The 26,029-nt window shown below is 41.0% G+C and carries 25 protein-coding genes and 2 pseudogenes; 17 read left to right on the forward strand and 10 right to left on the reverse strand.

Annotated elements, in window-relative coordinates; translation table 11 throughout:
* The first annotated feature begins 19 nt into the window (after positions 1–19).
* A complete protein-coding gene (locus RMY16_RS08850; RefSeq protein WP_322736065.1) occupies positions 20–664 on the forward strand; it encodes a class I SAM-dependent methyltransferase in 645 nt (214 codons plus the stop codon).
* A gap of 151 nt (positions 665–815) precedes the next feature.
* Positions 816–1,271, forward strand: a complete 456-nt coding sequence (locus RMY16_RS08855) for an EVE domain-containing protein (protein WP_322736066.1) — start codon at positions 816–818, stop codon at positions 1,269–1,271.
* Positions 1,272–1,760: 489 nt separating this feature from the next.
* Here the strand turns inward: RMY16_RS08855 and RMY16_RS08860 are convergent, their stop codons facing one another.
* From RMY16_RS08860 to RMY16_RS08875, 4 genes are all read right to left on the reverse strand, one after another.
* Positions 1,761–1,985: a hypothetical protein gene (locus RMY16_RS08860; RefSeq protein ID WP_322736067.1), complete on the reverse strand. Its 225-nt coding sequence runs from the start codon at positions 1,983–1,985 to the stop codon at positions 1,761–1,763.
* Positions 1,986–2,589: 604 nt separating this feature from the next.
* Complete coding sequence (locus tag RMY16_RS08865; RefSeq protein WP_322736068.1) at positions 2,590–3,414, reverse strand: M90 family metallopeptidase; 825 nt, start codon at positions 3,412–3,414, stop codon at positions 2,590–2,592.
* Between the two features lie 84 nt (positions 3,415–3,498).
* On the reverse strand, positions 3,499–5,421 hold the full coding sequence (locus tag RMY16_RS08870) for an Hsp70 family protein (RefSeq protein WP_322736069.1): 1,923 nt from the start codon (positions 5,419–5,421) through the stop codon (positions 3,499–3,501).
* 14 nt (positions 5,422–5,435) lie between these two features.
* Positions 5,436–6,335 (reverse strand): hypothetical protein, encoded by a 900-nt coding sequence (locus RMY16_RS08875; RefSeq protein ID WP_322736070.1) that lies wholly within the window; start codon positions 6,333–6,335, stop codon positions 5,436–5,438.
* Positions 6,336–6,488: 153 nt separating this feature from the next.
* On the opposite strand from RMY16_RS08875, the gene RMY16_RS08880 reads away from it, so the two are divergent.
* The 6 genes from RMY16_RS08880 (at position 6,489) to hpsP (ending at position 14,152) form a co-directional block, all read left to right on the forward strand.
* The gene (locus RMY16_RS08880) at positions 6,489–7,280 is read left to right on the forward strand and encodes a hypothetical protein (RefSeq protein WP_322736071.1); all 792 of its coding nucleotides are present in this window, start codon (positions 6,489–6,491) and stop codon (positions 7,278–7,280) included.
* 390 nt (positions 7,281–7,670) lie between these two features.
* On the forward strand, positions 7,671–8,447 hold the full coding sequence (locus tag RMY16_RS08885; protein ID WP_322736072.1) for a glycosyltransferase family A protein: 777 nt from the start codon (positions 7,671–7,673) through the stop codon (positions 8,445–8,447).
* Positions 8,448–8,809: 362 nt separating this feature from the next.
* Positions 8,810–10,465: a hormogonium polysaccharide biosynthesis protein HpsL gene (hpsL, locus tag RMY16_RS08890; protein WP_322736073.1), complete on the forward strand. Its 1,656-nt coding sequence runs from the start codon at positions 8,810–8,812 to the stop codon at positions 10,463–10,465.
* Positions 10,466–10,736: 271 nt separating this feature from the next.
* A complete protein-coding gene (hpsN, locus tag RMY16_RS08895; protein WP_322736074.1) occupies positions 10,737–11,717 on the forward strand; it encodes a hormogonium polysaccharide biosynthesis glycosyltransferase HpsN in 981 nt (326 codons plus the stop codon).
* A 52-nt stretch (positions 11,718–11,769) separates the two neighbouring features.
* On the forward strand, positions 11,770–12,945 hold the full coding sequence (gene hpsO / locus RMY16_RS08900) for a hormogonium polysaccharide biosynthesis glycosyltransferase HpsO (RefSeq protein ID WP_322736075.1): 1,176 nt from the start codon (positions 11,770–11,772) through the stop codon (positions 12,943–12,945).
* A gap of 34 nt (positions 12,946–12,979) precedes the next feature.
* Positions 12,980–14,152 carry a hormogonium polysaccharide biosynthesis glycosyltransferase HpsP gene (gene hpsP, locus RMY16_RS08905; protein WP_322736076.1) on the forward strand — a complete coding sequence of 391 codons (1,173 nt, stop codon included), beginning with the start codon at positions 12,980–12,982 and terminating at the stop codon, positions 14,150–14,152.
* A 2-nt stretch (positions 14,153–14,154) separates the two neighbouring features.
* Here hpsP and RMY16_RS08910 read toward each other — a convergent pair whose 3' ends face one another.
* The gene (locus tag RMY16_RS08910; protein ID WP_322736077.1) at positions 14,155–14,868 is read right to left on the reverse strand and encodes a hypothetical protein; all 714 of its coding nucleotides are present in this window, start codon (positions 14,866–14,868) and stop codon (positions 14,155–14,157) included.
* Between the two features lie 436 nt (positions 14,869–15,304).
* Here RMY16_RS08910 and RMY16_RS08915 point away from each other — a divergent pair, with 436 nt between their 5' ends.
* Together RMY16_RS08915 and RMY16_RS08920 are read left to right on the forward strand one after the other, a co-directional pair.
* On the forward strand, positions 15,305–15,943 hold the full coding sequence (locus RMY16_RS08915) for a peroxiredoxin (protein ID WP_322736078.1): 639 nt from the start codon (positions 15,305–15,307) through the stop codon (positions 15,941–15,943).
* Positions 15,944–16,058: 115 nt separating this feature from the next.
* Positions 16,059–16,643, forward strand: coding sequence for a Uma2 family endonuclease (locus RMY16_RS08920; RefSeq protein ID WP_322736079.1), 585 nt, complete (start codon positions 16,059–16,061; stop codon positions 16,641–16,643).
* Positions 16,644–16,650: 7 nt separating this feature from the next.
* On the opposite strand, the pseudogene RMY16_RS08925 reads toward RMY16_RS08920, so the two are convergent.
* The 3 genes and pseudogenes from RMY16_RS08925 to RMY16_RS08935 form a co-directional block, all read right to left on the reverse strand.
* Positions 16,651–17,226: pseudogene (locus tag RMY16_RS08925) on the reverse strand (sensor histidine kinase); the annotation flags it as partial.
* 244 nt (positions 17,227–17,470) lie between these two features.
* On the reverse strand, positions 17,471–18,166 hold the full coding sequence (locus tag RMY16_RS08930) for a DUF305 domain-containing protein (RefSeq protein ID WP_322736080.1): 696 nt from the start codon (positions 18,164–18,166) through the stop codon (positions 17,471–17,473).
* 189 nt (positions 18,167–18,355) lie between these two features.
* A complete protein-coding gene (locus RMY16_RS08935; protein WP_322736081.1) occupies positions 18,356–19,180 on the reverse strand; it encodes a hypothetical protein in 825 nt (274 codons plus the stop codon).
* 104 nt (positions 19,181–19,284) lie between these two features.
* Between RMY16_RS08935 and RMY16_RS08940 the strand changes: the two genes are divergently transcribed.
* Together RMY16_RS08940 and RMY16_RS08945 are read left to right on the forward strand one after the other, a co-directional pair.
* Complete coding sequence (locus RMY16_RS08940; protein ID WP_322667490.1) at positions 19,285–20,082, forward strand: HAD family hydrolase; 798 nt, start codon at positions 19,285–19,287, stop codon at positions 20,080–20,082.
* A gap of 58 nt (positions 20,083–20,140) precedes the next feature.
* Positions 20,141–20,731, forward strand: a pseudogene (locus RMY16_RS08945) (Uma2 family endonuclease); the annotation flags it as partial.
* A 62-nt stretch (positions 20,732–20,793) separates the two neighbouring features.
* Here the strand turns inward: RMY16_RS08945 and RMY16_RS08950 are convergent.
* Both RMY16_RS08950 and RMY16_RS08955 read right to left on the reverse strand, forming a co-directional pair.
* Positions 20,794–21,504, reverse strand: a complete 711-nt coding sequence (locus RMY16_RS08950; protein WP_322736082.1) for a DUF4336 domain-containing protein — start codon at positions 21,502–21,504, stop codon at positions 20,794–20,796.
* A gap of 30 nt (positions 21,505–21,534) precedes the next feature.
* The gene (locus tag RMY16_RS08955; RefSeq protein ID WP_322736083.1) at positions 21,535–22,041 is read right to left on the reverse strand and encodes an MAPEG family protein; all 507 of its coding nucleotides are present in this window, start codon (positions 22,039–22,041) and stop codon (positions 21,535–21,537) included.
* A 143-nt stretch (positions 22,042–22,184) separates the two neighbouring features.
* On the opposite strand from RMY16_RS08955, the gene RMY16_RS08960 reads away from it, so the two are divergent.
* From RMY16_RS08960 to tsf, 5 genes are all read left to right on the forward strand, one after another.
* Positions 22,185–23,099, forward strand: coding sequence for an AraC family transcriptional regulator (locus tag RMY16_RS08960; protein WP_322736084.1), 915 nt, complete (start codon positions 22,185–22,187; stop codon positions 23,097–23,099).
* 68 nt (positions 23,100–23,167) lie between these two features.
* Positions 23,168–23,293, forward strand: coding sequence for a hypothetical protein (locus tag RMY16_RS08965; protein ID WP_322736085.1), 126 nt, complete (start codon positions 23,168–23,170; stop codon positions 23,291–23,293).
* A gap of 262 nt (positions 23,294–23,555) precedes the next feature.
* Positions 23,556–23,723 carry a hypothetical protein gene (locus tag RMY16_RS08970; RefSeq protein WP_180277428.1) on the forward strand — a complete coding sequence of 56 codons (168 nt, stop codon included), beginning with the start codon at positions 23,556–23,558 and terminating at the stop codon, positions 23,721–23,723.
* Between the two features lie 217 nt (positions 23,724–23,940).
* Positions 23,941–24,735 carry a 30S ribosomal protein S2 gene (gene rpsB / locus RMY16_RS08975; protein WP_190913288.1) on the forward strand — a complete coding sequence of 265 codons (795 nt, stop codon included), beginning with the start codon at positions 23,941–23,943 and terminating at the stop codon, positions 24,733–24,735.
* A gap of 260 nt (positions 24,736–24,995) precedes the next feature.
* Positions 24,996–25,940 (forward strand): translation elongation factor Ts, encoded by a 945-nt coding sequence (gene tsf, locus RMY16_RS08980; RefSeq protein ID WP_322736086.1) that lies wholly within the window; start codon positions 24,996–24,998, stop codon positions 25,938–25,940.
* Positions 25,941–26,029 lie beyond the last annotated feature (89 nt).

The following is a 26,029-nucleotide window of genomic DNA, read 5'->3' on the forward strand; positions in this document are numbered from 1 at the left end:
TACTCCAAAACAGAGATTTATGCAGTTAAGACCGAATCAGCGCCTGAAATTAGATGACACAGACGATAAACTGTTCTACGCCTATCCTCGCTTCGTTACCCATGTCGATGAAGGATTTATTCAACAGCTAACGGATTTATACCGCGATCGCCTCAAACCCAACACCCGCATTTTTGATATGATGAGCAGTTGGATGTCTCATCTACCAGAAGAGATGCAGTTTGACCATGTGGAAGGACACGGACTCAACGCTGAGGAATTAGCACGAAATCCCCGCTTAAATCATTACTTTGTGCAAAATCTTAACGAAAATCCGCAGTTACCTTTACCAGATGAAAATTTTGATGCTGTTCTCAATTGCGTATCTGTGCAATATGTGCAATATCCAGAAGCAGTATTTTCCGAGATTTACCGCATCTTGAAACCCGGCGGTATTGCAATTATCAGCTTTTCTAACCGGATGTTTTTTGAAAAGGCGATTCAAGCTTGGCGGGAGGCTTCAGAAGCACAGCGAGTAGAATTAGTCAAAGCTTATTTTGCCTCAGTTCCAGGATTTACAACCGCAGAAGTTATAGTTCATAAATCAACATTACCGAATATCTTACAGTGGTTGGGTGCAGCTGGAGGAGATCCGTTTTATGCCGTTATAGCTTCCCGCAGTTAAGTCAAATATTTACTAGTACAATGTCTTAGCTAGTGCAATAGGGTTTGTAGTAAGCACTTTAGTGCTTAGAAAATAAGGACTAAAGTCCTTACTACGAACTTACTTACCTGCTCAAAATTAAAATACTTTTGTATATAGATAATTTCTGTAGATGAATTATTGGCTAATGAAATCAGAACCAGAAGCCTATAGCATTGCTGACCTTCAACAGCAGAAACAGACTATCTGGGACGGCGTTCGCAATTATCAAGCTCGCAACTTTTTGCGCCTTATGGATGAAGGAGACTTAGCTTTTTTTTATCATTCCGCCACTAATCCTCCCGGTATTGCTGGGTTAATGCGTGTAGTGAAAAAAGATATTGCTGACCCGACCCAGTTTGAACCAGAAAGTCAATACTACGACCCGAAATCAAGTTCCGAATCACCTCGCTGGCAAACAGTTGTAGTGGAATTTGTTGAGGTTTTTTCTAACCCCATCTTGCTATCAATACTCAAAGAGAAGTTTAGCGCCGAAGAGTTTATGTTGGTGAAACAAGGAAATCGATTATCAGTGATGCCCGTACCTGAAGCAGTGGCTTTGAAGATTCTAGCGATGAAAAACTTCTAGTACCGCAAGGCGGAAGTCACCCATTCAAAAGTCAATGACACAGTTATTAAGTTGAAGGTTAAGAGCGATCGCCGTGTATTACTATTCAGCATTACCAATGCTCTTAGACGTTTCAAAAGTTAATATAATCAAAACATTATTCCTGTAGTTATATTTTAGAAACAAGCTGTATAATTTTGATTTTCTAGATTAATTCCTATAAACTTTGAATTAAGTAGATTAGGCATTGACGCCTTAGTTCTACCTAATAAAAGTAGGTAAAATAACACTATAACTAAACCTACACTTTACTAAGGCTAGGGCGTGTCTGCAAAGTCAATTTTGTGAATATTTATTACGAAAACTAATAGCTTACTGGAAAAGAAAGACTACCCCTGAGGTAATATTCACAAGCACAAGATCATTGATTTTGTACGTTGTAGACACACTCTAGCGCCATTCAAATCTCACAACTTTGATGGAGAAGATCATGTCAATCGCAAATACAAGTCAATTAAAGAAGCTGATAACGCTGATTCCTGCTGTTCTTTTTGCTGTTGCATCGTGGCCAAATAATGTGCAAGCTGCAACGGCGCCATCTTGTGTTAACCTTAGACAGTCGAAACAGGTAATACGACTGGCTCCTGATAAAATAGTAGCCACAGCTACGAATAATTGCAGTGGAACACAACGTTTTCGTATGATATGGGCTTTTGCAGTAGATGGTTCTTGCATAAGCATTCCGGCTGGTGGTTCGCGCACAGAGAGAAGGGGAATCCTGTCCCCGCCCTCACCTACAGTGAGCGAATTGCGAAAATGCTGATGAGGCTTACATAAAAATCTAGGCGTTGTTGAATTATAACTGGAAGCATAAGCTTTCGCTAGCGGAAAAGTTATGGTTCTAATTACAGCGGACATCTGCCCCAGCTTCTACGCTTCCTCCAGCACTCGGCACAGCAACGCTATTAAGCTAATCGGCATTTAAGTTGCATAATCAGGGCAGGCAAGATGCCCACCTCACAAGATATTGATAAAATTTTGATATGCAAATTAGATGTGTTTTAGCTTATTTTGTTATTTGAGGTCATACAATCCCTTGCGGCTGAATCAAATAGTTGAAATGGCGTTGTCTAACTTTACCACTCGGCTGGGCAAGCTTGTATCAGCGATCAAAATTAGTATATTGCCTAACTCCACTTCAATATTTTGAAATTAAATCTAGTAATTCAAGGTTTTTAAACTTCTTTTTTATGCATAATTCAAAGATTTATGTTTTTATTACTATTCCGACTCATGCAATCTGAAGCTGAGGTTATATTTAGTAGCTCATGGTCGTAGTTTAAGCCCATTGCACAGGATCTAATTGATAGTAACGTTGTAGTTGCTCATAAAGTGCCGGATGCTTGGATAACAATTGGTGCGGTTTCTCAAAGAATGTCTCAGTCGCTACGGCAAAAAATTCTGCGGGATTTGTTGCGCCATAGCTATCCATTACCGTCTTTGCACCTTGTAGAACATCATTGCAAAGTTGCTGATATGCTTCTGTCATCACCTTCGCCCAAATAGCATAATCTGAGTTGTTTTGCAGTATTGGAACTCCTTCAGCTTTACCATCTTCTTGATCTAACTGATGGGCAAATTCATGAAGCACAACATTACGTCCATCTCTCCAGTTCTTAGTGTCTTGTTTCACCTGTTCCCAAGACAGTACTAATTGGTCATTTGTCCACGATTCACCTAGTCTTGCTACACGCTTTTCCTCAACAACATATTTTCCGACGGAATTCCTTTCCTGAACAAAATAAGCGTTGGGATATACCAGAATTGAACGAAGTCTGGGGAAGTACTGCCCACGTTCATTTAATAGAAGTAAACAAGCAACAGCAGCAAGAGTCAATTTCATTTCCTCTGTCACCTGTAATCCTCTACAGCCAATAAATTGCTTTTCTGCTAAGAATACTTGAATATACCCCTGAAGTCGTCTGATTTCATCGGGAGAAAGACAGAGATAAATGGGAAGATTATTTTCAATAATGGCATTCCACAGGGGAGGAAAAGGACGATGTTTGATACGGTTTCTTCGTCTTTTGACGAGAATCGGATTGAGTAAAATCCCAGCGATAATCAGCCCAATGAGGAAAAAGAAAACTATGATTTTAATCATTGACTTTTGATCGGCTTACATATTTAATTCACTGATAAGCAGAAAATTTAGAATAATGTTATTCTTATAGCTCACTAACTACCGCTATTGGATCAGAATTATGCAAGATTGAACTTTACTGGAAAGGCTGTTTTGAAGTCCTTGCTCAACTTTGACAATCAGTTTATCAAAAGCCTCTTGATTGGCTGTCAATTGTTCTTGAAGAACTTTCTCTAACTCAGGTTTTATTTGCTCACATATATCCTCAATTTTTTTGTCACTCAAAAAACTAGAACGAATCCAACTAGGTACATCTACATTTGTCTTAATTACTTCTTGAACACTCTTACGATTTAGCTCCATTCCTGCCGCCATCACCGAAGCCCCATATACTAATGCAATCGGCCAGGTTAAATGCCCAGTTAGTATGAGAGTGATAATGCTAGCCACAGCGCCTCCACCAATTACTACATTGACGATAAACGCTACTGTTTCAGCCAAGATAGCATCTCCAATTTGTAATTCTGGGTTAACAAAAGTTGGGTCAATACTATCTTGGAACCTTAAGCTGCTTCTAGGTATCTGGAACTTTCGACAGATTGGATCGGTTTGTGCGGCTAAATCGGGTTGGATTTTATTGCTAAACCAAGAAGCGCATTGATGATTAATTATTTGCACAGCGCGTTCGCTTTTGAGCCACTGTTCTGCCCGACCGATCAAAGCTGTTTCCAAATCTGCTAAAGTCCGTATTTTGTTTTTTTGCCAATCTTTTAAACTTGGTTTAACTGCGTTGACAATCAAGCCATCTGCCAAAGGCTTAGTTAGTGATTCGATTAACTCTGGGATATGCCTTTCAATCAAACCTTTAAGCTGGTTCGAGGTAAATAGTTTGTTGACTTCTTGCTTAAAAGCAGCAGCACGCAAATCCCATCGTCCTACTCGTGCTAAACCTAGTGCAATGCACCGTTCCGGTTCTGGATCGGGGCGAAGCAGCGTTTCTGGTTCGGGAAACATTTCCTGACAAAGAACGTGCGTGAACTTCATGCGAGATGCACCGCCAGTCATCAGCACAAGTTTCGGCACGATTCCAAGTTTTTCCAGCTTTTCTTTCGCCTCTTTTAAAGAGTTGCAAAATGATTTAATCCAACTACGATTTTCCAGTTCAGGTAAGGGTTGATTTAAAATTTCCTCCATCATCAATTTATTCACTTGGGGAATAAAATAAATCTGTTCGTTGATCGACTCGAAGCCACGCGCAAAGGATTCAGGATCGCTGTATAGCTGTTCATTTGAAAAGTAATCTTCTTTAGCTTTGCGGCAAGCAAGTTCACAACGAGCTTGGTGATGGGGATATTCCTGAAATACTTTTTCGAGTAATGCTTTTTGTTCGTGGTTGGCGAGAGTCCGGGCAAAAATAGCTTTGTCAATTAGGGATGCACCTAAAGTATTACTCCCGAAATCTATCGGGATTTCTTCTAAACTTTTAACCAGAGTAAAATCTGTGGTTGAAGAACCAATATCGACAATTAGCACCGATGCCAGAAGTTTGTCATACTCCAACTTACCGGCTTCCTTGGCTTGCATGAAAGCAGCCCGCGATTCAGGCACAACATTTAATTGGGGAATGCCAGCTTCTTGAAGTAGCTTTTGGTATTCGGTGCGATCGCTAATTGTCCATCCTGAAGGGCAACCAATGTAAAAATAGCTACTTTCCCCACCTGCAAGTTGTTTAGTTTCTTTCAAAAGGCGGTAGTACGTTGCTACAAAAGTGCTAATTGTTTCTCGATATTTGGGATCGTTGTTGGGTTTTTGCTTGAAAGAGATTGTCAGTTGAGTAACGCCAGCTTGAATTAATGCTTGTTCGCCGACAAGATAACCGAGTTTAGGATGCCAGCCAAGGGCTGTAATTTGGTTCTTCTTGTTATTAATCTCCAGCATTTGGGGGGGGTCGATGCTTTCCACGATCGCTTTAGCTACAGCTGTTTCACCGTGTCCCAAATCAAAACCGATTGTTTCTAAAATTTCCATACCCTTATTGTCTATTATTCTCTAGCAGAGGAATATGCTGGTTCAATTACCCTACCGCGTCTAATCAAGCGATCGCCTTTTAACAAAGCCGGCGTTAGAGTCACGTGTTCTTTGGTATCGGGGTCGATACTTGGCTCAAAGTCAAAATACTCGCGATCGCTATTCGATCGGTAAATTTGAGCGTTAATTCCCTGAGACATTAAAATCTGTGGCAGAAGTTTCGCCAGTTCATAAGCCATTTGGGGTTTATCAAGTTTGGATGCGCCCATTAGTCTTTGGAGAAAATTCAATACCTCTGGCAGTTCTTCTATTGCTAAGTCGCCTTCATGTTTATTTGATTCTTCTAATCTAGCTACTGCTAGGTCGATAGTGTTGAGAGCATCGCCAAGATGATCTAGAAATACTTTGCTATCAACCCGGAGAATCGGTTGAGGTAATTCCAATACTCCTTCAGATATAGAATTATTTTGCTGGTTGTTTAATTCGAGTTGCAGTACAATTTCTAGTCCTATAAGTAGAAAAGTTAATAAGATAGCCATCCAAGCACCTGGGGTAGCTTTAGTCAAGGAGAACAACGAACCTAAGATGCCTATATAAATTAGTCCCTTTAGCAGTTTTAGGATTAATCTACTGGAAAAAAACTTTGTCCCTGAGTTAGTAATTTGCCTTTGTTCTGTTGGAGCAACTTGAAGATAGTTAGCCGCAGCCAGAGTGGCGATGGACTGCCGCAGCATATCGAGGAAAAAGGAAGCCAGACGAACTTGAGCCAAATTAAGCTTTTCAATGTAAATTCTTTCGAGATTATCGAGTCGGTTTTGAACTAGTTTAACTATTTGCTCAATCCCGATTGTGTTATCAATATCTATCTGGAGTTGGTTGCGTTCTTCGCTAAAAAGTGAAGTGATTGTTTTCATTGCATTGATTAAGACTTTAACGTTATTAATTAGGAGTGAAATGAACACTCGTTTTTTTCTTTCACCCTGTAATCAGATAATGACGAAATAATTCATAATTACTAATTATGAATTAGGTTGATTACAAATTACCCCATCAAAAGGAGGAGCAGAATGTTTATCTGCGTCATTGCAGACTACGGTACAGGAGATCCGGCATTTACTGAAGTCACACAACGTCTGCTGATGACTTTTCCCCATGCCCAAATTCATTTGCTTTCGGTTCCAGCATTCAGTACCTTGGCAACGGGATTCTGGATTGCCCAACTCGGACTCAACCCTGGCCCTAGCGATCGCCTAATTTATCACAACTGTGCGCCTCGTCAGGATGATCCTGAAGCCCGTCGAGATAATGAAGGTGAAGGATTAACTTATGCCCTTCTATCCAATGGTGTAAAAGTCGTGGGTGTGAATGCAGGCTATACCCTCTCCTTTATCAAAGACCATACAAAGGAGTTGCGAGCGATCAACGTTTCTCGTGGTGGTTCGCAGTTTCGCTCACGGGATGTATTTCCTCCGGCTGCGGCTGCGATTATGAATGAAGATTTTAGCCTTCTGGGAGATAGCCTCAAAAGTGAGCAAATCCCAGATGTTCCACCAGATCGCATTGCCTGGGTTGATGGCTACGGCAATATTAAAACAACTATTGGGGCCCATACAGTTAACTTGGAGCCTCAAACCAAGATCGCGATCCGAATTGGAGATATGGTCAGCGATGCAGTGTATTCTGATGGCAGTTTCAAGGTATCTGAAGGAACTTTAGCCTTTGCTCCTGGTAGTTCCGGTTGGTCAAGAGGCGATTCAGGGGAACCATTGCGCTTTTTAGAGCTATTTTTGCGAGGAGGGAGTGCTTGGGAACGCTTTGGCCGTCCTCGCGTGAATCAGCAAGTAACTCGAATTGCCTGAAATCGGGTAATTAGCCTTTGTTACTGTCAGTAGACCGAAAAGTTTTCCAGAACCCTTACCAGCCGTTAATTAGAGTTTAAGAACACAATTTGCCGCAATCCTGTTAGAGTCAGCTTTTCAAGGAACGAGCGTTGTTGGTGGTTTAAGAATCCAGTACAGGCGTAGGCGCAGCTCGCACTTCGACATAGTTCGACTCCGCTCACCAGTCGCTCTGTTACCATCGTAGACATCGCGATCGTCAACATAAAAACCTCGTCTGAAACCCTGATTATTTCGTCAACTTACAAAACTTTTCGATCTACTGACATTTAGTCTTAGCGTCAGTCTGAACGTGTTATTATTTGCTTCGAGATTCCTAGCTGTTTGTTCTGATAAAATACATAAAATACAGTGCTTGTTTTTGTTATCCCACTCAAAAGTGCACAAGTTTCCAATTCCTGGGAGCGTGTTACACAATTATTTGAAAGATGTATTAAATCAGTTTGCAATCAAAGCTCACCAAACTTTCACGTTATTGTTGTTTGTCACGAAAAGCCCAAAATAGAATTTACTCATCCTCATATTACATACATTAAAGTTGATTTTCCCCCTCCAAACGAGCCTACCCCTGTAGCTAAAGGAGACACAGACAAAGGGCGTAAAATCTTAAAAGGATTGATGTATGCTCGTCAACTTTATCCCACTCACACTATGACAGTTGATGCTGACGATTGTGTGAGTCAAAAGTTAGCGAAATTTGTTCAACAACACCCTGATTCTAATGGATGGTTTATAAATAAAGGTTATAAATATCAAGAAGGCAATAATTACATCTATATCAAGAGAAGCAATTTTTATAAAATGTGCGGGACTTGTAATATTATTCGATATGATTTAAATAATTTGCCAGAAAGCGCAGAATATAATCGTGGCTACGGATACTATAGATATTATATAGACCACGCTAAAGTTAGAGATATTTTAAAGAACAAAGGAAAATCCATTAAATCATTACCATTTCCAGGTGCGGTTTATATTTTGGCAACAGGAGAAAATCTTTTTGAGAATTCAAAAAGATTAAGATTTAGCATTTTTAATCGTAAATTATTAAATCAATCATTGAGAGACGAATTTGGATTATACAATCTACAGCAATCCAAAGAGATTTATCAACTATCAGAATTGTAAATTGTTTTTGAAAAAATCTAATGAATGGTCTTATATGGTGTGTTAGCGGAGTGTAACGCACCAAAAGCTTGAAATTGTGCCGTAGTTTCTGCTTTAACACAACGCCAGTTGCTACAACGGATAGTGCAGCGTCAAGCCTTCTTTTCTCCTGTAAAGACGTTAACGCCAAAGAGTAGGCTTGTCTGCAATACGCTATGCGAACGCCAACGGTATGAATTCTCTACCAGAGGCTGCCAACGCTGAGAGCGAGTATTCGAGCGTCGGGAACTCCGCACCGCACTAGCCCCTACGTGTATTTTAAAATCAAATATTAGTCCTATATAATGGAGTATTTTGCGAGGTTGATAGGCTACAGTGCCACTATGCCAAAATTTAAATCAAAATCTCAGCAATCTAAAAAATCGAAAAAGCAGGCTAAAAAGGAAACTTCTACCCTTAGCCTCAAAGAACAGTTAGCCCAAAAGCGCAAATCTGCCCAAGTACGTCAAGAACTCACTAGCTTACTCACCACCGCCATTTTTGGCGGTGTCTTTGTTGGCATTCTACTTTTTTTTGTAGCTGGAATTAAAGCAGCAGTCCCTGGCGTGTTAGGGATAATAGTCATCTCCCTTTCCTACAAATATCCGCGCCAAGCCCTATATGCCTTCATCATTTACATACCTGTGGGAGGTACTATCACCTACTACTTGGGCAATAGTCCTATACTCCAATTGGCTAAAGATGCCTTTTACGTTCCAGCGCTAATTGGACTTTGGCAAACTTGCCGTAAACAGGGGCTACCTATAATTATTCCCAAAGGCATTAAAACCCCACTTTATATTGTTTTCGCTTGCAGTCTGCTAACACTGTTGTTTGTCAATGGTGGACAGCAATTTAACCCGCAGAGTGTCGGACTATTAGAAAAAGCACCCCAAGAAATACCATTAGGTATGGGAATTCTGGGACTAAAAGTATTTTTAGGCTATGTCCCTCTGATTGGTTGTGCCTACTATCTAATTCGCGATAAGCGGGATTTTCTATTTTTATTGCGCCTCCAGATTGTCCTCACACTGATTTGCTGCGGGCTAGGATTTATTCAATACTTTTTACTACTAACTGGTGTATGTCAAGGCACTAGAGGTCTTGAAGGAGATGCCTTATTTAGAGCAACACTCGAAGCCCGATGTTATTTTGGTGGAGCACTAGTGTATAGTCCCGAAGAAGGGATTATTCGCCTACCAGGGACATTTGTAGCTCCTTGGCAATGGGCTTGGTTCTTAATTTCTAGCACCTTTTTTACCTTTGCCACCGGTTTCACCGATCCCTCGCCAATATGGCGGCTCATCGGTTTAGGTTCTATAGCGGGAGTCTTTATCAATGCTGTAATCTCTGGACAGAGAATCGCCTTAGCTTTAGTACCAATCTGCTTCGGAATTTTGCTATTGCTTACCGGACAACTTGGCAACCTGAAACGATTTATCCCCATAGGCGTGGGACTTGCCTTCATTCTGGGAATTGCGATGGTGACTAACCCTGCTGTCGTACAAGAGAGAACCGAGAGTTTTGTCAGTCGTTGGAACGCTTCACCACCTCAAGATTTTATCATCCAGCAATTTGAAGAAAATTGGAAAAATGTAGACGGGCCATTGGGAAGCGGCTTAGGACGAGCAACCAACTCTGCCCGTGTGATGGGTCAAACTAAGCTTGTGGAAACCTACTACCCCAAAGTACTTTATGAAGTGGGAATTTTTGGATTACTAGCGTTTCTGAGTTTGGTAACAAGTTTAACAATTTTGGGCTTTAAAACCTATCGCTCCATAAAGAACCGTAATTTCCGTAGTTCCGGAGCAGCTTTGTGGGTGTTTATATTGTTTATTAGCACCAACACTTACTACTATCCTCTGGATGTCGATCCTGTTGCTGCCTATTATTGGTTTTTTGCGGGAGTTCTTTTTAAATTACCAGAACTGGAGAAACAAGATAAAGAAGATGCCAACCCTGAGCAAAAAAACAAGAAAAAACGTCTAAAAACAATTTAAATGAAATAAAAATGGCCAAAAAGTATGATTGAAAGTCAAAAATACCTCAGTATTTAAAACCTACCTCAAAATTCTCGCCATACACTTATTTTTCGATGATACTTATTGATGAGTAAGCAATTTCGTAGTCAGAGAGAGGAATGAAAGTGAGGTTTTCCAGAATCCGTGAAAATACAGTATGTAAATTAAAGCAATAGCCACTTACTGAATTTCATGAAAATTAATTTCTACAAGGCTATTATAGAGGCAGTAAAATTACTTAATAAAATTTATGAATAATTGGTCATTAGTTACTGTAGTTATCCCGACCTACGGACGAGAGGAAGCGCTACGCGATAGCATTGTGGATGTCTTAAAACAGGACTATCCAAATTTTGAAGTTTTAGTTGTCGACCAAACCGCAAAACACCAACCAGAAATTCAAGCCTATCTAGAAGAGATGGCGGAGGCTGGTAAAATTAAATGGTTGCGCTTAGATTGGGCAAGTTTGCCAGGGGCGCGAAATTATGCTGTCCGGCGGTCATCTGGTGAAATAATATTGTTTATTGATGATGATGTTCAGTTAACCCCTGGATTGTTAGCAGCCCATGCGAAAAATTATGTGCAAAATCCAGAGGTGGGGGCTGTAGCTGGTCGGGTCTTTGACAGAATGAAATTAGGTGATTCTGGAGGAGATTTACAAATTGAATATCTGCCTCCCGAAGCTATGGATCCAGGAATTGCTTGGTATCATATTGATTTGGTACATACCATCAAACCCCAACAAGTGCTGACAGCGAGGGGTTGCAATATGTCATTTCGCCGCGAAATCTTTACTAAGTATGGATTGAGGTTTGATGAAAGGTTTCGCGGTAGTGCAGTACGCGAAGAGTCAGACTTTTGTTTGCGGGTGAGACAAACAGGGTATAAGATTTGGTACGACCCAGAGGCCCATTTGGTGCATTTAGGCGAAGAAACAGGGGGTTGTCACGATATTAGTATGCGATCGCTAAAATATCAACTCACCTTTTACCACAATCATTTTTTACTGGGACTTAAAAACCTGACTGCGACTCAAGCTTTGCGCTTATATGGTCGTTTATTTGACTGTCACGTTCTCGGACGTCCACCTTGTCACAAAAGCGGTTCCCCCATCAAAATTGCCACTCGGGCTATTTTCTACACTTTGGGTTTTTTCAAAGCCTTGGGTACTGTCATTGAATCACTATGGAACGATGGTCAAATTTATAGTCGATTGGATAAACAAGTTTAGTTATTAGTCATTTGTCATTGGTCATTAGTCATTAGTGAATAACAAAGGATAGATGAAAATCTTAGTTGCTAGTCACACTTATATCGTAGACCTCAACTGTGAGAAATTACGCGCTTTATCTCAACTAGAACCTAACATTGAAGTTACAGTTGTAGTTCCAAAGCGCTGGAAACCAGGCGGTGTACAAAACAGAATTATTGAAACTGAATACCGAGATGAAGGCAGATTTAGAATAGTTCCAGTTTCTAATTTTAGTCAAAATCATCAGGGACTCCTTACCTTTGGTGCTGATTTGATATCTTTATTAAAACAATTTCGCCCGCAAATCATCCAAGTTGAACAAGGTTCTAGAGCCTTGGCTTATACTCAAATGATTGCCTTAAATCAGCTATTAGGACTCAAGGCAAAAAATGTATTTTTTACCTGGTGGAATCTTCCTTATGAACTGAAACTGCCAATTTCTTTATTAGAAAAATATAACCTCAACCACAGCCACGGTATTATTTCTGGAAATCAAGATGGAGCAGAGATTTTGCGGCAACGGGGATATACAGGTGCAATTAAAGTCATGCCACAATTGGGTGTAGATGAAAGTTTATTTACTCCCAAAGCTCAACCAGAGTTAGCAGCTAAGTTGGGTATTGAAAAAGAGGATTTTGTAGTAGGTTTTGTAGGGCGCTTTGTGCAAGAAAAGGGTTTGCTAACGCTTTTGCAAGCCTTAGCTACTTTGAAAAACAAACATTGGAAACTACTGTTATTGGGACGGGGAGAGTTGCAAAGTGAATTAATGAAAATTGCAACAGAAAACAATATTAAAGAACGATTAATTTTGATAGAAAGTGTTCCCCATGATCAGGTTGCAAACTATATCAATTTAATGAGTACTTTAGTATTACCTTCAGAAACAACTTACAAGTTTAAAACTTTAACTTCTGCTGGCTGGAAAGAGCAATTTGGTCATGTGCTAATTGAAGCAATGGCTTGCCAAGTTCCTGTGATTGGTTCTGATTCCGGGGAAATTCCCTATGTAATTGGCAATGCTGGATTAGTATTTCCTGAAGGTGATGTTCAAGCTCTTGCTAATTGCTTAGTTCAATTAATGGATAAACCAGATTTTGCTCATACTCTCGGTGAAATGGGTTATCAAAAAGCAATGATTCAATATACAAATAAAGCTTTAGCTAAACAGCAATTAGAATTTTATAAAGAGTTAGTCATTAGTGAATAACAAAGGACAAATGACAAATGACAAATGACAAAAAATGAAAATATTACAAATTGTTCCCTCAATTTCCCTAATTTACGGCGGCCCTAGTCAAATGGTACTAGGATTAGCTCCGGCGTTAGTAAAAGAAGGAGTAGAAGTTACAATTCTCACAACTGATAGTAATGGCGATAATGGTCAAACACCTCTGGATGTTCCTTTAAATCGCCCAATTAAACAAGATGGCTATGAAATAATTTACTTTCGTTGTGCGCCGTTTCGTCGCTATAAATTTTCCCTAGATTTATTAAACTGGCTAAAACGTCACGCTCATGAGTTTGACATAGCACATATTCATGCTCTATTCTCGCCAATAATTAGTGCTGCTGCTCTTGTGTGTCGTCAGCAAAAGCTACCTTATATTTTCCGTCCTTTGGGTACTCTCGATCCGGCTGATTTACAAAAGAAAAAGCAATTAAAACAGCTTTATGTGGCAATTATAGAACGTCAAAATTTAGCTAGTGCGGCTGCAATTCATTTTACCAGCGACCAAGAAGCTAAAATATCAGAACGATTTGGAGTATCTACACCAGATTTGGTGATTCCCTTGGGTGTGATTCCTCGTCAATCTTCTGTTAAAAGTGTATATAGTCAGTTAGAAATACCAAAGGATGTACCGTTGGTGCTGTTTATGTCACGAATTGACCCGAAAAAAGGGTTAAATTTGTTGATTCCAGCGCTAGAGAAGCTGTTAACGGTTGGTTATAACTTTCATTTTGTCTTAGCTGGTACTAATCCGCAAGAACCAGATTACGAACAAAAGATAATATCCCAAATTCAAAATTCACCATTGCGATCGCACACTACAATTACTGGCTTTGTCACTGGTGAACTCAAAGTTAGTTTACTACAAGCGGCTGATTTATTTGTCTTGCCTTCTTACTACGAAAATTTTGGGATTGCTGTAGCTGAAGCGATGGTTGCAGGTGTACCCGTAGTAATTTCTGATCAAGTGCATATTTGTCAACAGATACGTGATAGTGAGTCGGGTTGGGTAGGTGCAACAGATGTGCAAGCACTGGTAGAGTTACTGCAAGAAGCTTTGCAAAATCCCGCAGAACGCCAACGACGGGGATTAAACGCCCAAAAATATGCCTTAGAAAATTTTAGCTGGGATGCGATCGCAAAGCAAACAATCAAAGCCTACCAAAAAATTCTGGACAACAAATGAATTTAACCCAACGCAGATAAAAGCAGTTTTTGCCAAATAGGTGCTAGAACCGCTTTCACAACGATATCCGCAATCACAAAACCAATTCCAATCAACATATAAGTTTTTGGAAAAGGAGATTTAGGAACTTCGCCTCTGATGCGAGTTACCAAATTTAATCCTAAAGCAGCTAAAGCTACACCAGTGGCAATAAAGCCGATTATCCGCAAAATTGACCACGGATACCACCCTAAAATAGCTGCTAGCCAGGGTTTAGCACTAACTTTTACTAATTCTGCAACATAAAAATTCATGTAGTTCAGCATCCAAGTGCCGAATATCAATGCCATGCTACTTAAGGTAACAACGCAGAGAATACAAAAAATTCCGTAGTGCAATAAATGGTTTGGTAAAAATAAACCCAGTGAACCTTCCATCCCTTCTCCCGTGCGAATCCAGTGCAACATCTCAGTAGTGTATGACTGTCCACGGTGGATAACTTTTGCTGCTGTTTCTGGTGCAATCGCTGTTGCTACAATTACAGCAATACTCTGCAAAACTCCCCACAATAACATCCACCAAAAAGCACTTTTATATTGTTGACGACGCACCTGTAAAAAGAAAATCGGATAGGGAACAGCAGCACCTAAAATCGGCATCAACCAGGGAATTCTAAAAACAAAACTCGCAGTTGTGCTGAGGATAACACCAATTACCAAAAAGATTAATATCATCATTAATTCAAACTTCAAAAATAATAAGCATATTTGTAATTTTTATTCTCACTACTTGCTTTATAAAAATTCGATTTGTAATAACTTATAAGCTTTTCACAATATTGCATATATGCGAAAAAGTTTGTCCTAATTCTGCAATAATGTGGAAATGTGGCAACTCAATAATCCTGAATGTGCAATGGCTTCTAGTCGGATATTGCCCTGATATTTGCAATTCTCTATGTAAAGAAAAACCTGTAGGGAAAATAATAAGTGAAAGCATATAAGTGTACTTTAGTCAATAGTTTTTACCTCCTTTTAATCCCTTATCTGAGAGTGTTGACAACTTAAAATTTTGTTTCAAACTGCTAAAGTCCGATTGGGGAATCGGGGTTTTATGTCATGATGGCATAGCATACTAAAATATATATGCTTTTCTAACTACAGGGAATCTCTCATGGCTCTCCGTCTAGGTGACACAGTACCCAACTTTACGCAAGCCTCAACACACGGCGACATCGATTTTTACCAATGGGCGGGTGACAGCTGGGTTGTGCTGTTCTCTCACCCTGCTGATTTTACACCTGTTTGTACAACAGAACTCGGCACAGTTGCCAAGCTCAAACCAGAATTTGACAAGCGCAATGTCAAAGCGATCGCACTCAGCGTTGATGACGTAGAATCTCACAAAGGCTGGGTGGGAGACATTGAAGAAACTCAAAGCACCAGCCTCAACTACCCAATTTTGGCGGATGCAGATCGCAAAGTTTCTGAGCTTTACGACATGATCCACCCCAATGCTAATGCGTCTGTGACAGTGCGATCAGTCTTCGTGATTGACCCCAATAAGAAACTCCGCCTAAGTTTCACCTATCCCCCCAGCACAGGACGTAACTTTGATGAACTTTTGCGGGTAATTGATTCTCTGCAATTGACTGATAATTACAGCGTGGCGACACCAGCTGACTGGAAAGATGGAGAGGATGTTGTAATTGTCCCCTCACTGAAAGATCCAGAAGTACTCAAACAGAAATTCCCCAAAGGTTACGAGGAAATCAAACCCTATCTGCGGATGACTCCTCAGCCTAACAAGTAAATCTGAGAATGATTTCGGATAAAAAGCAAAGGCGCAAAGATATAACTTTGCGTCTTTGTTTTTTGCGTGAGAATATAATCAGTTGGCTAGGCATCTGAACCTGGAGGATATCTTGATGTTTTCATCCCCTTTGGTTTTGCAAATTCCGTCATCAATGCAAATGACAGACGAACAATTTTTTGATTTCTGTCAGATGAATCGAGACTTACGCATTGAGCGAAATAAATTTGGAGAGATATCAATTATGCCGCCTACAGGTGGGACAACAGGCAACCGTGGAGGCAACATCTTTGGGCAACTGTGGGTGTGGTCGGAACAAAATAGTACAGGTATAACTTTTGACTATAGTACTGGATTTAAACTATCAACAGGTGCAAACAGATCGCCAGATGCCTCGTGGATTAAACTAGAAAGATGGAATTCTCTGTCTCCAAAACAACAAGAAAAGTTTGTACCCATTTGTCCAGATTTTGTAATCGAACTCAAATCTCCTAGCGACAACCTCCAGACTTTGAAGGAAAAAATGGAGGAATATATGAATGAGCCAGGAATACAATTAGGCTGGTTGATTGACCGTAAGCAGCGTAAAGTTTATATTTATCGTCCTGGATTGCCAGAGGAATGTTTAAATAATCCTGCTAGTGTAAGCGGCGAGTCGGTATTGCCTGGGTTTATTTTGAATATGAGTAAAGTTTGGTAAGAAAATTTTATTTAAATTTAGGCTGGCGACGATACAGCAATTTAAATTGGGAAATTGGTGTGACATCTAAGGGTAATTGAATAGTAAAAGTGCTACCTTTACCTAATTGGCTCTGCACGTTTAAACTACCTTGGTGTGCCTGAATAATTGCCTTAGCGATCGCTAACCCTAATCCAGAACCGCCAGTTTTACGAGAGCGTAGGCGCAGCCCGCCGTAGGCATCGCTATTCACTCGGTAAAAGCGATCAAAAATCCGAGTCAGTTCTTGATGTGGAATACCAATACCTGTATCTTGAACCTGAATCACAGCATAATTTTCACTGCGATCTAAGACAACAGTTACCTTTCCAAATTGTGGCATATATTGAATTGCATTGATAATTAAATTAGAAACCAGACGATAGAGTTGCTCAGAATCACCTACGATATTTAGAGGTTGCTCGACTCTGATTGCAGATGTCAGTGTTACTTTGGCAGAAAAGGCGATCGCTGCAAATTCCTCTATTAAGTCATTGACAATATCATTTAAGCAACATTCATGTCGTAATGGCAGAGGTTGCCGATCTAGGCGAGCTAATATAACCCCCTTCCCGACGCGGGAAGGAGGAAAATTCAAAGTCTCTAACGCCACGTGCTTCAAGTCGGCAGAGCCGCCCAACGCAGTGGCTCCTCCTTTTAGGAGAGAGAAATAGAAGTGAGGTTTTCCAGATACCGTAAAAAGTCAGATTGTAGACATCGCTCCTAAAATTCCCAACCGCAAATACATATTGGTTACTTGCAGATTTACACAGATACTTATAAAATTTCCGCAAAAACCATATTACGAACTACTTGTTATACCAAGCTTTTCCCCACTGTTGCATTTGTTTAATCTCTATCTCTTGGGCTTTAACAATTTCTTGGGCTAATTTCTTGATTTCAGGGCGTTTCGAGTTACTTAAGGCATCTTGCGCCATTGTTACAGCTCCTTCGTGGTGAGGAATCATCGCATTGATAAAGCGCAGATCAAACTCAGCATCAGCTGCACCTAAATCTTGACTCATCATCATGGCTTTCATTTGGTCAGACGACATTTCCATCATGTGGCCCATTTGACTGTTGTAAGCCATTGGTTTATCTCCTGCCTTGGGATACCAAGCTTGTCGCCACTGTTTCATCTGAGTGATTTCTTGCTTTTGCGATTTGATGATATTGTCTGCTAGCTTTTTGATTTCAGGACGTTTTGATTTCTGCTGCGCAACATTCGCCATTTCCACAGCCCCTTGATGGTGCGGTATCATAGCGTCGATAAATCGTAAATCAAAATTAGCATCGGCTGGACCTAAATCCATTCCCATACTGTGATTCATGCTACCACCGTGATTCATCATCTGCTTGTCATTAGCATTGGTGGCGGTTTTATTTGCTACTTCACTTTGGTTTTGGGAAACAGTACCAGCACAACCTGTGATTAACCCACCGACTGAGGCGATCGCAGTAAAAGTTAACGCCAAAAAGCCATTCCTTAAAAATAGCAGTTGCATAAATCTTATCTAACAGTTTTCTAATTCTAATGATCTAATGAAATTAAGATGAAATCTTCTAAGAATTACAGCAAGCAATCCAACAAGGTTGCAAAGCTTTATTTGCATGTTGCTAGACTTAGAAAATAATTTCATTATCATGTTGCTCCCGCTACATTGCTTGCAATTAGCGGTGAGAGTTGTCACAATTTATTGTCTAGTCGAGCCTGATTTTTTAATTCCAGGTGACTTTGGCGGAGTTGGAGTATTTGGTTGGCGACTAGTACGAAAAGTTACATTCACCCCTTCATTCGATTGTTCCAGTACTAGTAGAGGCGTAGGTTTAGCCTTTTGATCCCAATGCATGGTAGCAATCCGACCTTGAATTATTGGTTGCCAACTATCTTCGTCTTCTATAGGGCTTAGGTAAGTTTCTATACAATCAATAATTTGACTAATAGTCGCAGAAGTTGCTTGCGTCGGTAATTTCATTAACCGGATTTGAATCCGAAACAGCACCCGTTTAGCAGAATTCCCTGGACTACCAGTTTCATACTCGACATCAAAAATTTCATCTACTTGCCGTCCAGCACTATTAGCAATTCCAACCGATCCTTGTTGGGCTTGACTTGGACGCAGGGCTTGAGAAATTTTTTCTTTGATCTGAATCTTTATTTGATTAAGAATTGCAAAGTGAAACACCTCCTCTGACATCCGCATTCGCAGATAATCCAGGTTAAAGTCCCGTGAGTTCACCAAATCGGGATTAGTTTCCATTTTGCGAATTGTTTCCAGCGCCAGCTTAAACTTTTTCTCTAGTTCTCGCGCGCGGAATTGTTCAAACTTAAGTTTTTTATCCAGCTTATCCTTCTGGAGTTTAATAAACACAATCAAAGCAATCACCACTAAAGCCAGTCCTCCAGAAGTTACCAACAATAATGGTGGTATTTCAGGATTACTTGCTGGCACTTCCTGGGATGCCTTTTTAGTAGTCTTTTTCCCGGAGGATTGGGCAAGAAACATTGAAGTGGACATGGTGGGAAACTGAAAAACTTGACTCCTGATGTTTAGGATGCCCAAATCTTCAAGGTCATCTTGCTGTATGATTAATATTCTTTACAGCCTTTTACAAACCGTATATGTCCAGACACCAGAGCATCCCTGCCCTGTCTGAGTTTTCATCTACAAGCTTTAGCAATATTCGTCTGATAGCCACAGATATGGATGGCACCCTGACTAGGCGAGGAAAATTTACTCCCGCACTGCTGCAAGCTTTAGAGGATTTAGCCGCAGCTGACATTAAAGTGCTAATTGTCACCGGACGTTCTGCTGGGTGGGTAAGTGGATTGAGTAGTTTGATGCCAGTGGCAGGTGCGATGGCAGAAAATGGCGGTTTGTTCTTTCCACCTGGAAATCAGAAACCAATAGTCCTAACACCCATTCCTGATTTAGTTCAGCATCGCCAGCACTTGGCTACGACTTTTAAGAATTTACAAACTAAATTTTCTCAAATCCAAGAATCTGCTGATAATCGCTTTCGCATCACCGACTGGACTTTTGATGTAGCTGGTTTGCGGGAAGACGAACTACAAACCCTAGACAGTCTTTGTCAACAAATGGGTTGGGGATTTACCTATAGCAACGTGCAGTGTCACATTAAACCCCAAGGACAAGATAAAGCTGTGGGATTGTTGCAGGTATTGCGCGAATATTTGCCCCAGTACTCATCAGAACAAATTGTCACTGTGGGTGATAGCCCCAATGATGAAAGTTTATTCGATCGGCGTTATTTTCCTATTTCTGTAGGCGTGGCAAATGTCCTGGAATATGTGAATCAGTTGAAATATCACCCTACTTATATTACTAACGCTGCGGAAGGGGAAGGTTTTTGTGAGTTATCTAGTTATATTTTGAAAAGCTTGCACATCTCAAGTTAGGAAGAACTAGAGTTGTTCTACAATAATCTCGTAGCACTGATTTTATAACCATGACGGTTACTGTACCGGCTTTCCCAAGTTGCGGGTAGCTCCAGATGTGATGGTGATTTTTGATGTTGCACCTGCCGATCGAGACAACTATAAAATCTGGGAAGAGGGTCAAGTACCGACAGTTATTTTTGAAATGACATCCTTTGGTACTAAGGGACAAGACGAAATCTTCAAAAAGACCCTTTATGAGCAGCTAGGCGTCAAGGAATACTGGCTATTTGACCCTAAAGGCGAGTGGGTGGAACAACAGCTACGTGGCTATCGCCTGCGGGGAGAAATCTACGAACCCATACAAGATGGACGCAGTGAACCGTTACAACTGCGTTTGGTAGTTGAGGGAAGGTTAATTGGGTTTTATCGAGAGGATACGGGGGAAAAATTACTGATTCCTGATGAACTGGCAGAGGCTTTACGGCAGGAAGTTTTAGCAAAACAGCAGGCAGAAGAACTGGCAGAACAGGAACGCCAACGAGCAGAACAAGAACGCTAACGAGCAGAACAGGCAGAATTGCAGATAGAGCAGTTAAAGGCAAGGTTGCGTTCGCCCTTGGCGTTGGCGCAGCCATCGCTAAATGTAGATCCCGATACTATTCAGTAACACGCAGGGTGTAATTAAACATGGATTTTATCGTGCCGACTTAACTTATAGGTTAAGTATTGCTACAAAGAGATTTCTAAAAACCACTCATAACCTGCTTTAAACTGAGGTTTACCATTTTGTTTCATTATGCTGCCATGCGCCATGATTACTCGTTCAAAATCCCAAGTGAGAAGTTGTTGAATTGACCATTTGACTTTGACTTTATCCTGAGTTGCAAATTTCTCCAATAACGATGGACGAAGTTGGTTATAACCACCTAGAAGTTTGGCTATTAACCTTGTGCTTGGTGAACATTGATCGTCAAAATGGAAAATTGTATCGGTGACAATCAAAGTTCGGCTTTTGACATGAAAAAAAACGCATTCATTGAGCGGTGAACATCCGCTAGTATCCAATGTGTTAAATCCTTGTATTAATAAATACTCAACTCCGTCAATTAGGTGAATGGTGCGATCGCTAATAATATAGTCAATTCGCAAATCTGGTCGTTTATGCTCTAGACCAGATACTGCCCATAGTTTGGCATCGGGGTAACACAGCTTGAAGTCAGCAACAAATAGATGATGGTACAAATTGGGGGCGACAATGTAAATCACTTCCCCCAATTGATTTAGCTCATTAATAGTTGCGTCATCCATCTCAATAGGTGAGATTGCCATTAATTTACCACTGGTCAGACGAATCACGGTCATCCTCGTCCCTACTTCCAAGCCAAAATATTTTAGCGGTTGTTCAGCAACCCAAAGGTCGGTATCAATTGTTTTAAGCATTAGAATTGTTGAGTTAGTGTCGTTGCTGGACTATAAAAATTGCTGCACGCTGTAGTAAAGACAAGCCAGACTGCCGACAATATAAACTAGCCAAGTACCGAAAAAACCGATCGCCCTGCCCGGTGATGGCCCATAAGTCTGTATTAATCCCCAAGCATGGGCAATCCGAGCTAGTGTCAATAGAGTACCTAGCATCCACAACAGTCCCTTGCCAGCTTGCATCCACTCTAGGGCAATTAGGAATATGAGGCTAAGGGGTACGTATTCTGCAAAGTTACCATGCGCTCGGATAGTACGCTGTAACACTCCGTCTTCTATGTTTTTCGTGACAAGAGATTGTTGTGTCATTTTTTCCACAACCTCTGCCCAAGCATTCGGATGCTCTAGGTAATTGGGCTGTGAAGCAACCTCAAGTGGAGATGAACCATGCCAAATCCGAGTACGGGTGCGTTCCATTGCCACTCGGTAGGATAAACCCAAAGCAAGTAGCCCATGACAGCCGATAAAAAAGGTTGAAATAGGAATCAGAACAGGCATTGACAATCACTCGAATCAAAATCCTAACTTTGAAAATACTTGACTGCAATTGTTACTGTCTTTTCAATTCTTGCGGAATATCGAAATTTGCTTTTTGAGACAATAGGGTATTGCATTTAACTGGCTATTAATTGCCTTTGCCCATGAATCTGCTAAAAGAGTTTTTGTTCAATCCCCCAGAATGTAAAATTCCCCTCGATCAGCCCCCACTAGAAGCTCTACCCCAGTGGGGACACTGGTTAGAAACACCAGAGTTGATGGTAGCAATCATTCCGCCAGGACATTTAGAAGTTAATATTCGCTCACCACTTAACCTTATAGTCACAAGTTTTGGGGAAACTCGTGGGATTGCGGCTTTCAATGCTGATCGACTGCAACCTTATCAAGCGCTACCAGGAGGTTTTGATATTGTGCCTCAAGGCAGTACTTATACTTCGGTGGAAGACGCTTCTTGTTTTGTGGTGTTTGGATATTCTCAATCTTTTCTAGAGCGGATAGTCAAAGTGGAAGCAGAGGGACAGAGAATTGAATTACAGCCAGGGCAAATTCCCAAAACTCACTGGGGTTTGAGTGCTGCGATCGCTATACAAGAGTTTTTTTCTAATGGACAAACTGGTGGTGCATTTTACTTAGAATCAGTTGCAACGGCGGTGTTGGCACAAATCATTTACCGACGTTCAAACCTATCTGGACGGCTCAAACGTTCACCAGAGTTTTTAGACCCAAATTTGTTAAAGTCTGTCTTGGAATACATCAGAGCGCATCTATCCAAGGAACTTAACCTGAACCAGATTGCTGCTACGGTAGGATTCAGTCCCTACCATTTCGCACGAGCATTTAAAGTCACAACTGGACTGTCGCCTTATCAATATGTCCTCCATTGTCGTCTGGAACTTGCCCAACAACTGTTACAAAGCCAAAAGCGATCGCTAGCACAGGTAGCCGTAGAAGCAGGATTTGCTAACCAAAGTCACATGACATCTGTGTTTCAACGAATGCTACGCACAACTCCCAAGCGTTATCAGCAAGAAATGAGTAGTATTTTAGACCATACATAAAACCTTATGTGTAGTTTTCTGCAAGACGGTCTGAAAAACTTTATCCTCTCTGGGTTTGAAAACTTGCTATGTCTGAATTTTTCACAACAGAAAATCAAGCCTTTCCAGATTATCTTGCAGGTTTTTGGTTATATCTCAGCCCAATGTCAAGTAAACAATTTGTTACCTGTGTCTTTGCCACATTTATTACCTGAGACAGAATACAATAGATGAATCTCTAACGCGTTTCAATCTAGTAAGTCTCAACAATACTGATTTTATTGAGAAGACTGTTTTATACAGTCATTCACAAGTAAAACTGAATCAAAGGATAAATAAATCGCCAGCCCTTTAAGCACCCAGAGACGCTAAGAGATTAACAGATACTTCAAGGATAGGTTAGCGTTTTATTTCCTATTTCCACTAGAAAGTCCAAGATCAATAAAAATTTACCTTTAAATAGTGAGGTATAAAATTATGCAAGAAATTGAAAGATTCTTTGGCAACTTGTTCAGTGGCATAATCAACCGCTTTAAGTATTCTGCGATGGACGCTGCCGATCGCAAAATGAGAGAAACTATCGACGATCAGATCGAACAACGGCGACAAAAACCTAAACCCCAAGATCGAGAAGACCGCGAGTAGACCTTTAAAACAGCAAGATTTTCATTACTTAAGTGCTGCTTGATTGTTGAGTAGGCAGCGCTATTTTCTTGCCCTCATTCGGTCAAGCAACTACAACTCTTCGGAATATGCTAACCTAGTATGGTTAACTAATCTCGCACATCTAAGAATTCGGGTGTTTCCCGATTGGGAAATACACTTGGATGGAGGTTTAACCCGAATCGGAGTTGAAAAATATATGCCAGTAGTTTCATTGGCTCAAATGATGGAGTCAGGGGTTCACTTTGGGCATCAGACCCGGCGTTGGAACCCAAAAATGTCTCCTTACATTTATACTTCCCGCAATGGCGTGCATATTATCGACTTGGTGCAAACTGCCCAGTTGATGGATAATGCTTACAACTACATGCGATCGCACGCAGAACAAGGGAAGAAATTTCTTTTCGTCGGCACCAAGCGCCAAGCAGCTGGAATTATTGCCCAAGAAGCTAGCCGTTGTGGTTCACACTACATTAACCAACGCTGGTTGGGCGGAATGTTGACCAACTGGGCAACCATCAAAACACGGGTTGACCGTCTGAAAGATTTAGAACGCCGTGAAGAAACTGGCGCACTAGATTTATTGCCGAAAAAAGAAGCATCAATGCTACGTCGGGAAATGACGAAGCTTCAGAAATACTTGGGCGGCATTAAAACAATGCGGAAAGTGCCCGATATCGTGGTAATCGTAGACCAACGTCGGGAATACAACGCAGTTCAAGAATGCCAAAAGCTGAATATTCCCATTGTGTCCATGTTGGATACAAACTGTGACCCCGATGTAGTAGATATCCCCATCCCAGCAAACGACGATGCTATCAGATCGATTAAGCTGATAGTCGGAAAATTGGCAGATGCCATTTATGAAGGTCGTCACGGTCAGCTGGATGTTGAAGATGATTACGAAGATTACGACGGTAGTGAGTATGACGATGACTACGAAGAAACCGAATATACTGATGCCGTAATTCCCGACGAGGAAACAGAAGAATAGTGGTGAGTGGTGGGTGCTGAGTGCTGAGTGCTGAGTGCTGAGTGCTGAGTAAGATAGAAAGACTCAGCAAATTGAATAGGTGCTGAGTCTTGATTTTTGAAGTTGTAAGTTGTGATTTGTCAATGAAGAATAAAATTGATAACTGAACACTCAAAATTCAGCACGGGCTAAACGCCCCGCTAACGCTAACAAAACTCAGTACTCAGTACTAAATTAGGTGAGTGATTACAACTCGAGGTCAAGTTAGGAATTGAGGCAACATGGCGGAAATATCTGCAAAACTCGTCCAAGAGCTACGCCAAAAAACTGGTGCTGGCATGATGGACTGCAAAAAGGCGCTGATAGAGACTGAAGGCAACGTAGAAGAAGCCGCAGACTGGCTACGGAAAAAGGGCATCTCTAAGGCGGGGGCAAAAAGCGATCGCATTGCGGCAGAAGGTCTAGTAGACACTTACATTCAGCCCGGAGGTGGAGTAGGTGTACTCATAGAAGTCAACTGCCAAACCGACTTTGTTGCTCGTAATGAGGCTTTTAAAGCTTTAGTTAAGAATCTAGCAAAGCAAGCAGCGACAGCTGATAGTGTTGAGTCTTTGCTGGCTCAACCCTATATTGAGAATGAAAGTGCGACTGTAGAAGAATCCATCAAGCAAACTATTGCCACCCTTGGTGAAAACATCCAAGTGCGCCGCTTTGTTAATTTTGCAATAGCAGAAGGCACACAAGGTGTAGTAGACAGCTACATTCATACTGGCGGTCGAGTTGGTGTATTAGTAGAACTGGGTTCCCAAACTGAGTCAGTGGCTGCTAATTCAGAGTTCCAAACCTTGGCACGGAACACTGCAATGCAAGTTGCAGCTTGTCCCAATGTCGAGTATGTGAGCGTAGACCAAATCCCCGCCGAAATTGCCCAAAAGGAAAAAGACATTGAAATGGGCAAGGATGATTTAGCGAACAAGCCTGAAAACATCAAAGAAAAGATTGTTCAGGGACGGATTGAAAAACGCCTGAAAGAATTGACTTTGCTCGATCAGCCTTACATTCGCGATCAGAGTATTTCCGTGGAAGACTTGATAAAGCAAGTGAAGGCACAATTAGGCGAGGAGATTCAAGTGACTCGCTTTGTCCGTTATATATTGGGCGAAGGCATTGAAAAGCAAGAAATCAGCTTTGCTGATGAAGTCGCTGCACAAATGGGCACTAAGTAATATTAGTCATTGGTCATTAGTCATTAGCCTTTACCAAGGACAAAGGACGAATGACTAATGACTCTTTAAAAAACAGGTCAGGTTATTTG

The organism is Nostoc sp. DedQUE12b (genome assembly GCF_034530835.1).
Lineage (GTDB): Bacteria > Cyanobacteriota > Cyanobacteriia > Cyanobacteriales > Nostocaceae > Nostoc.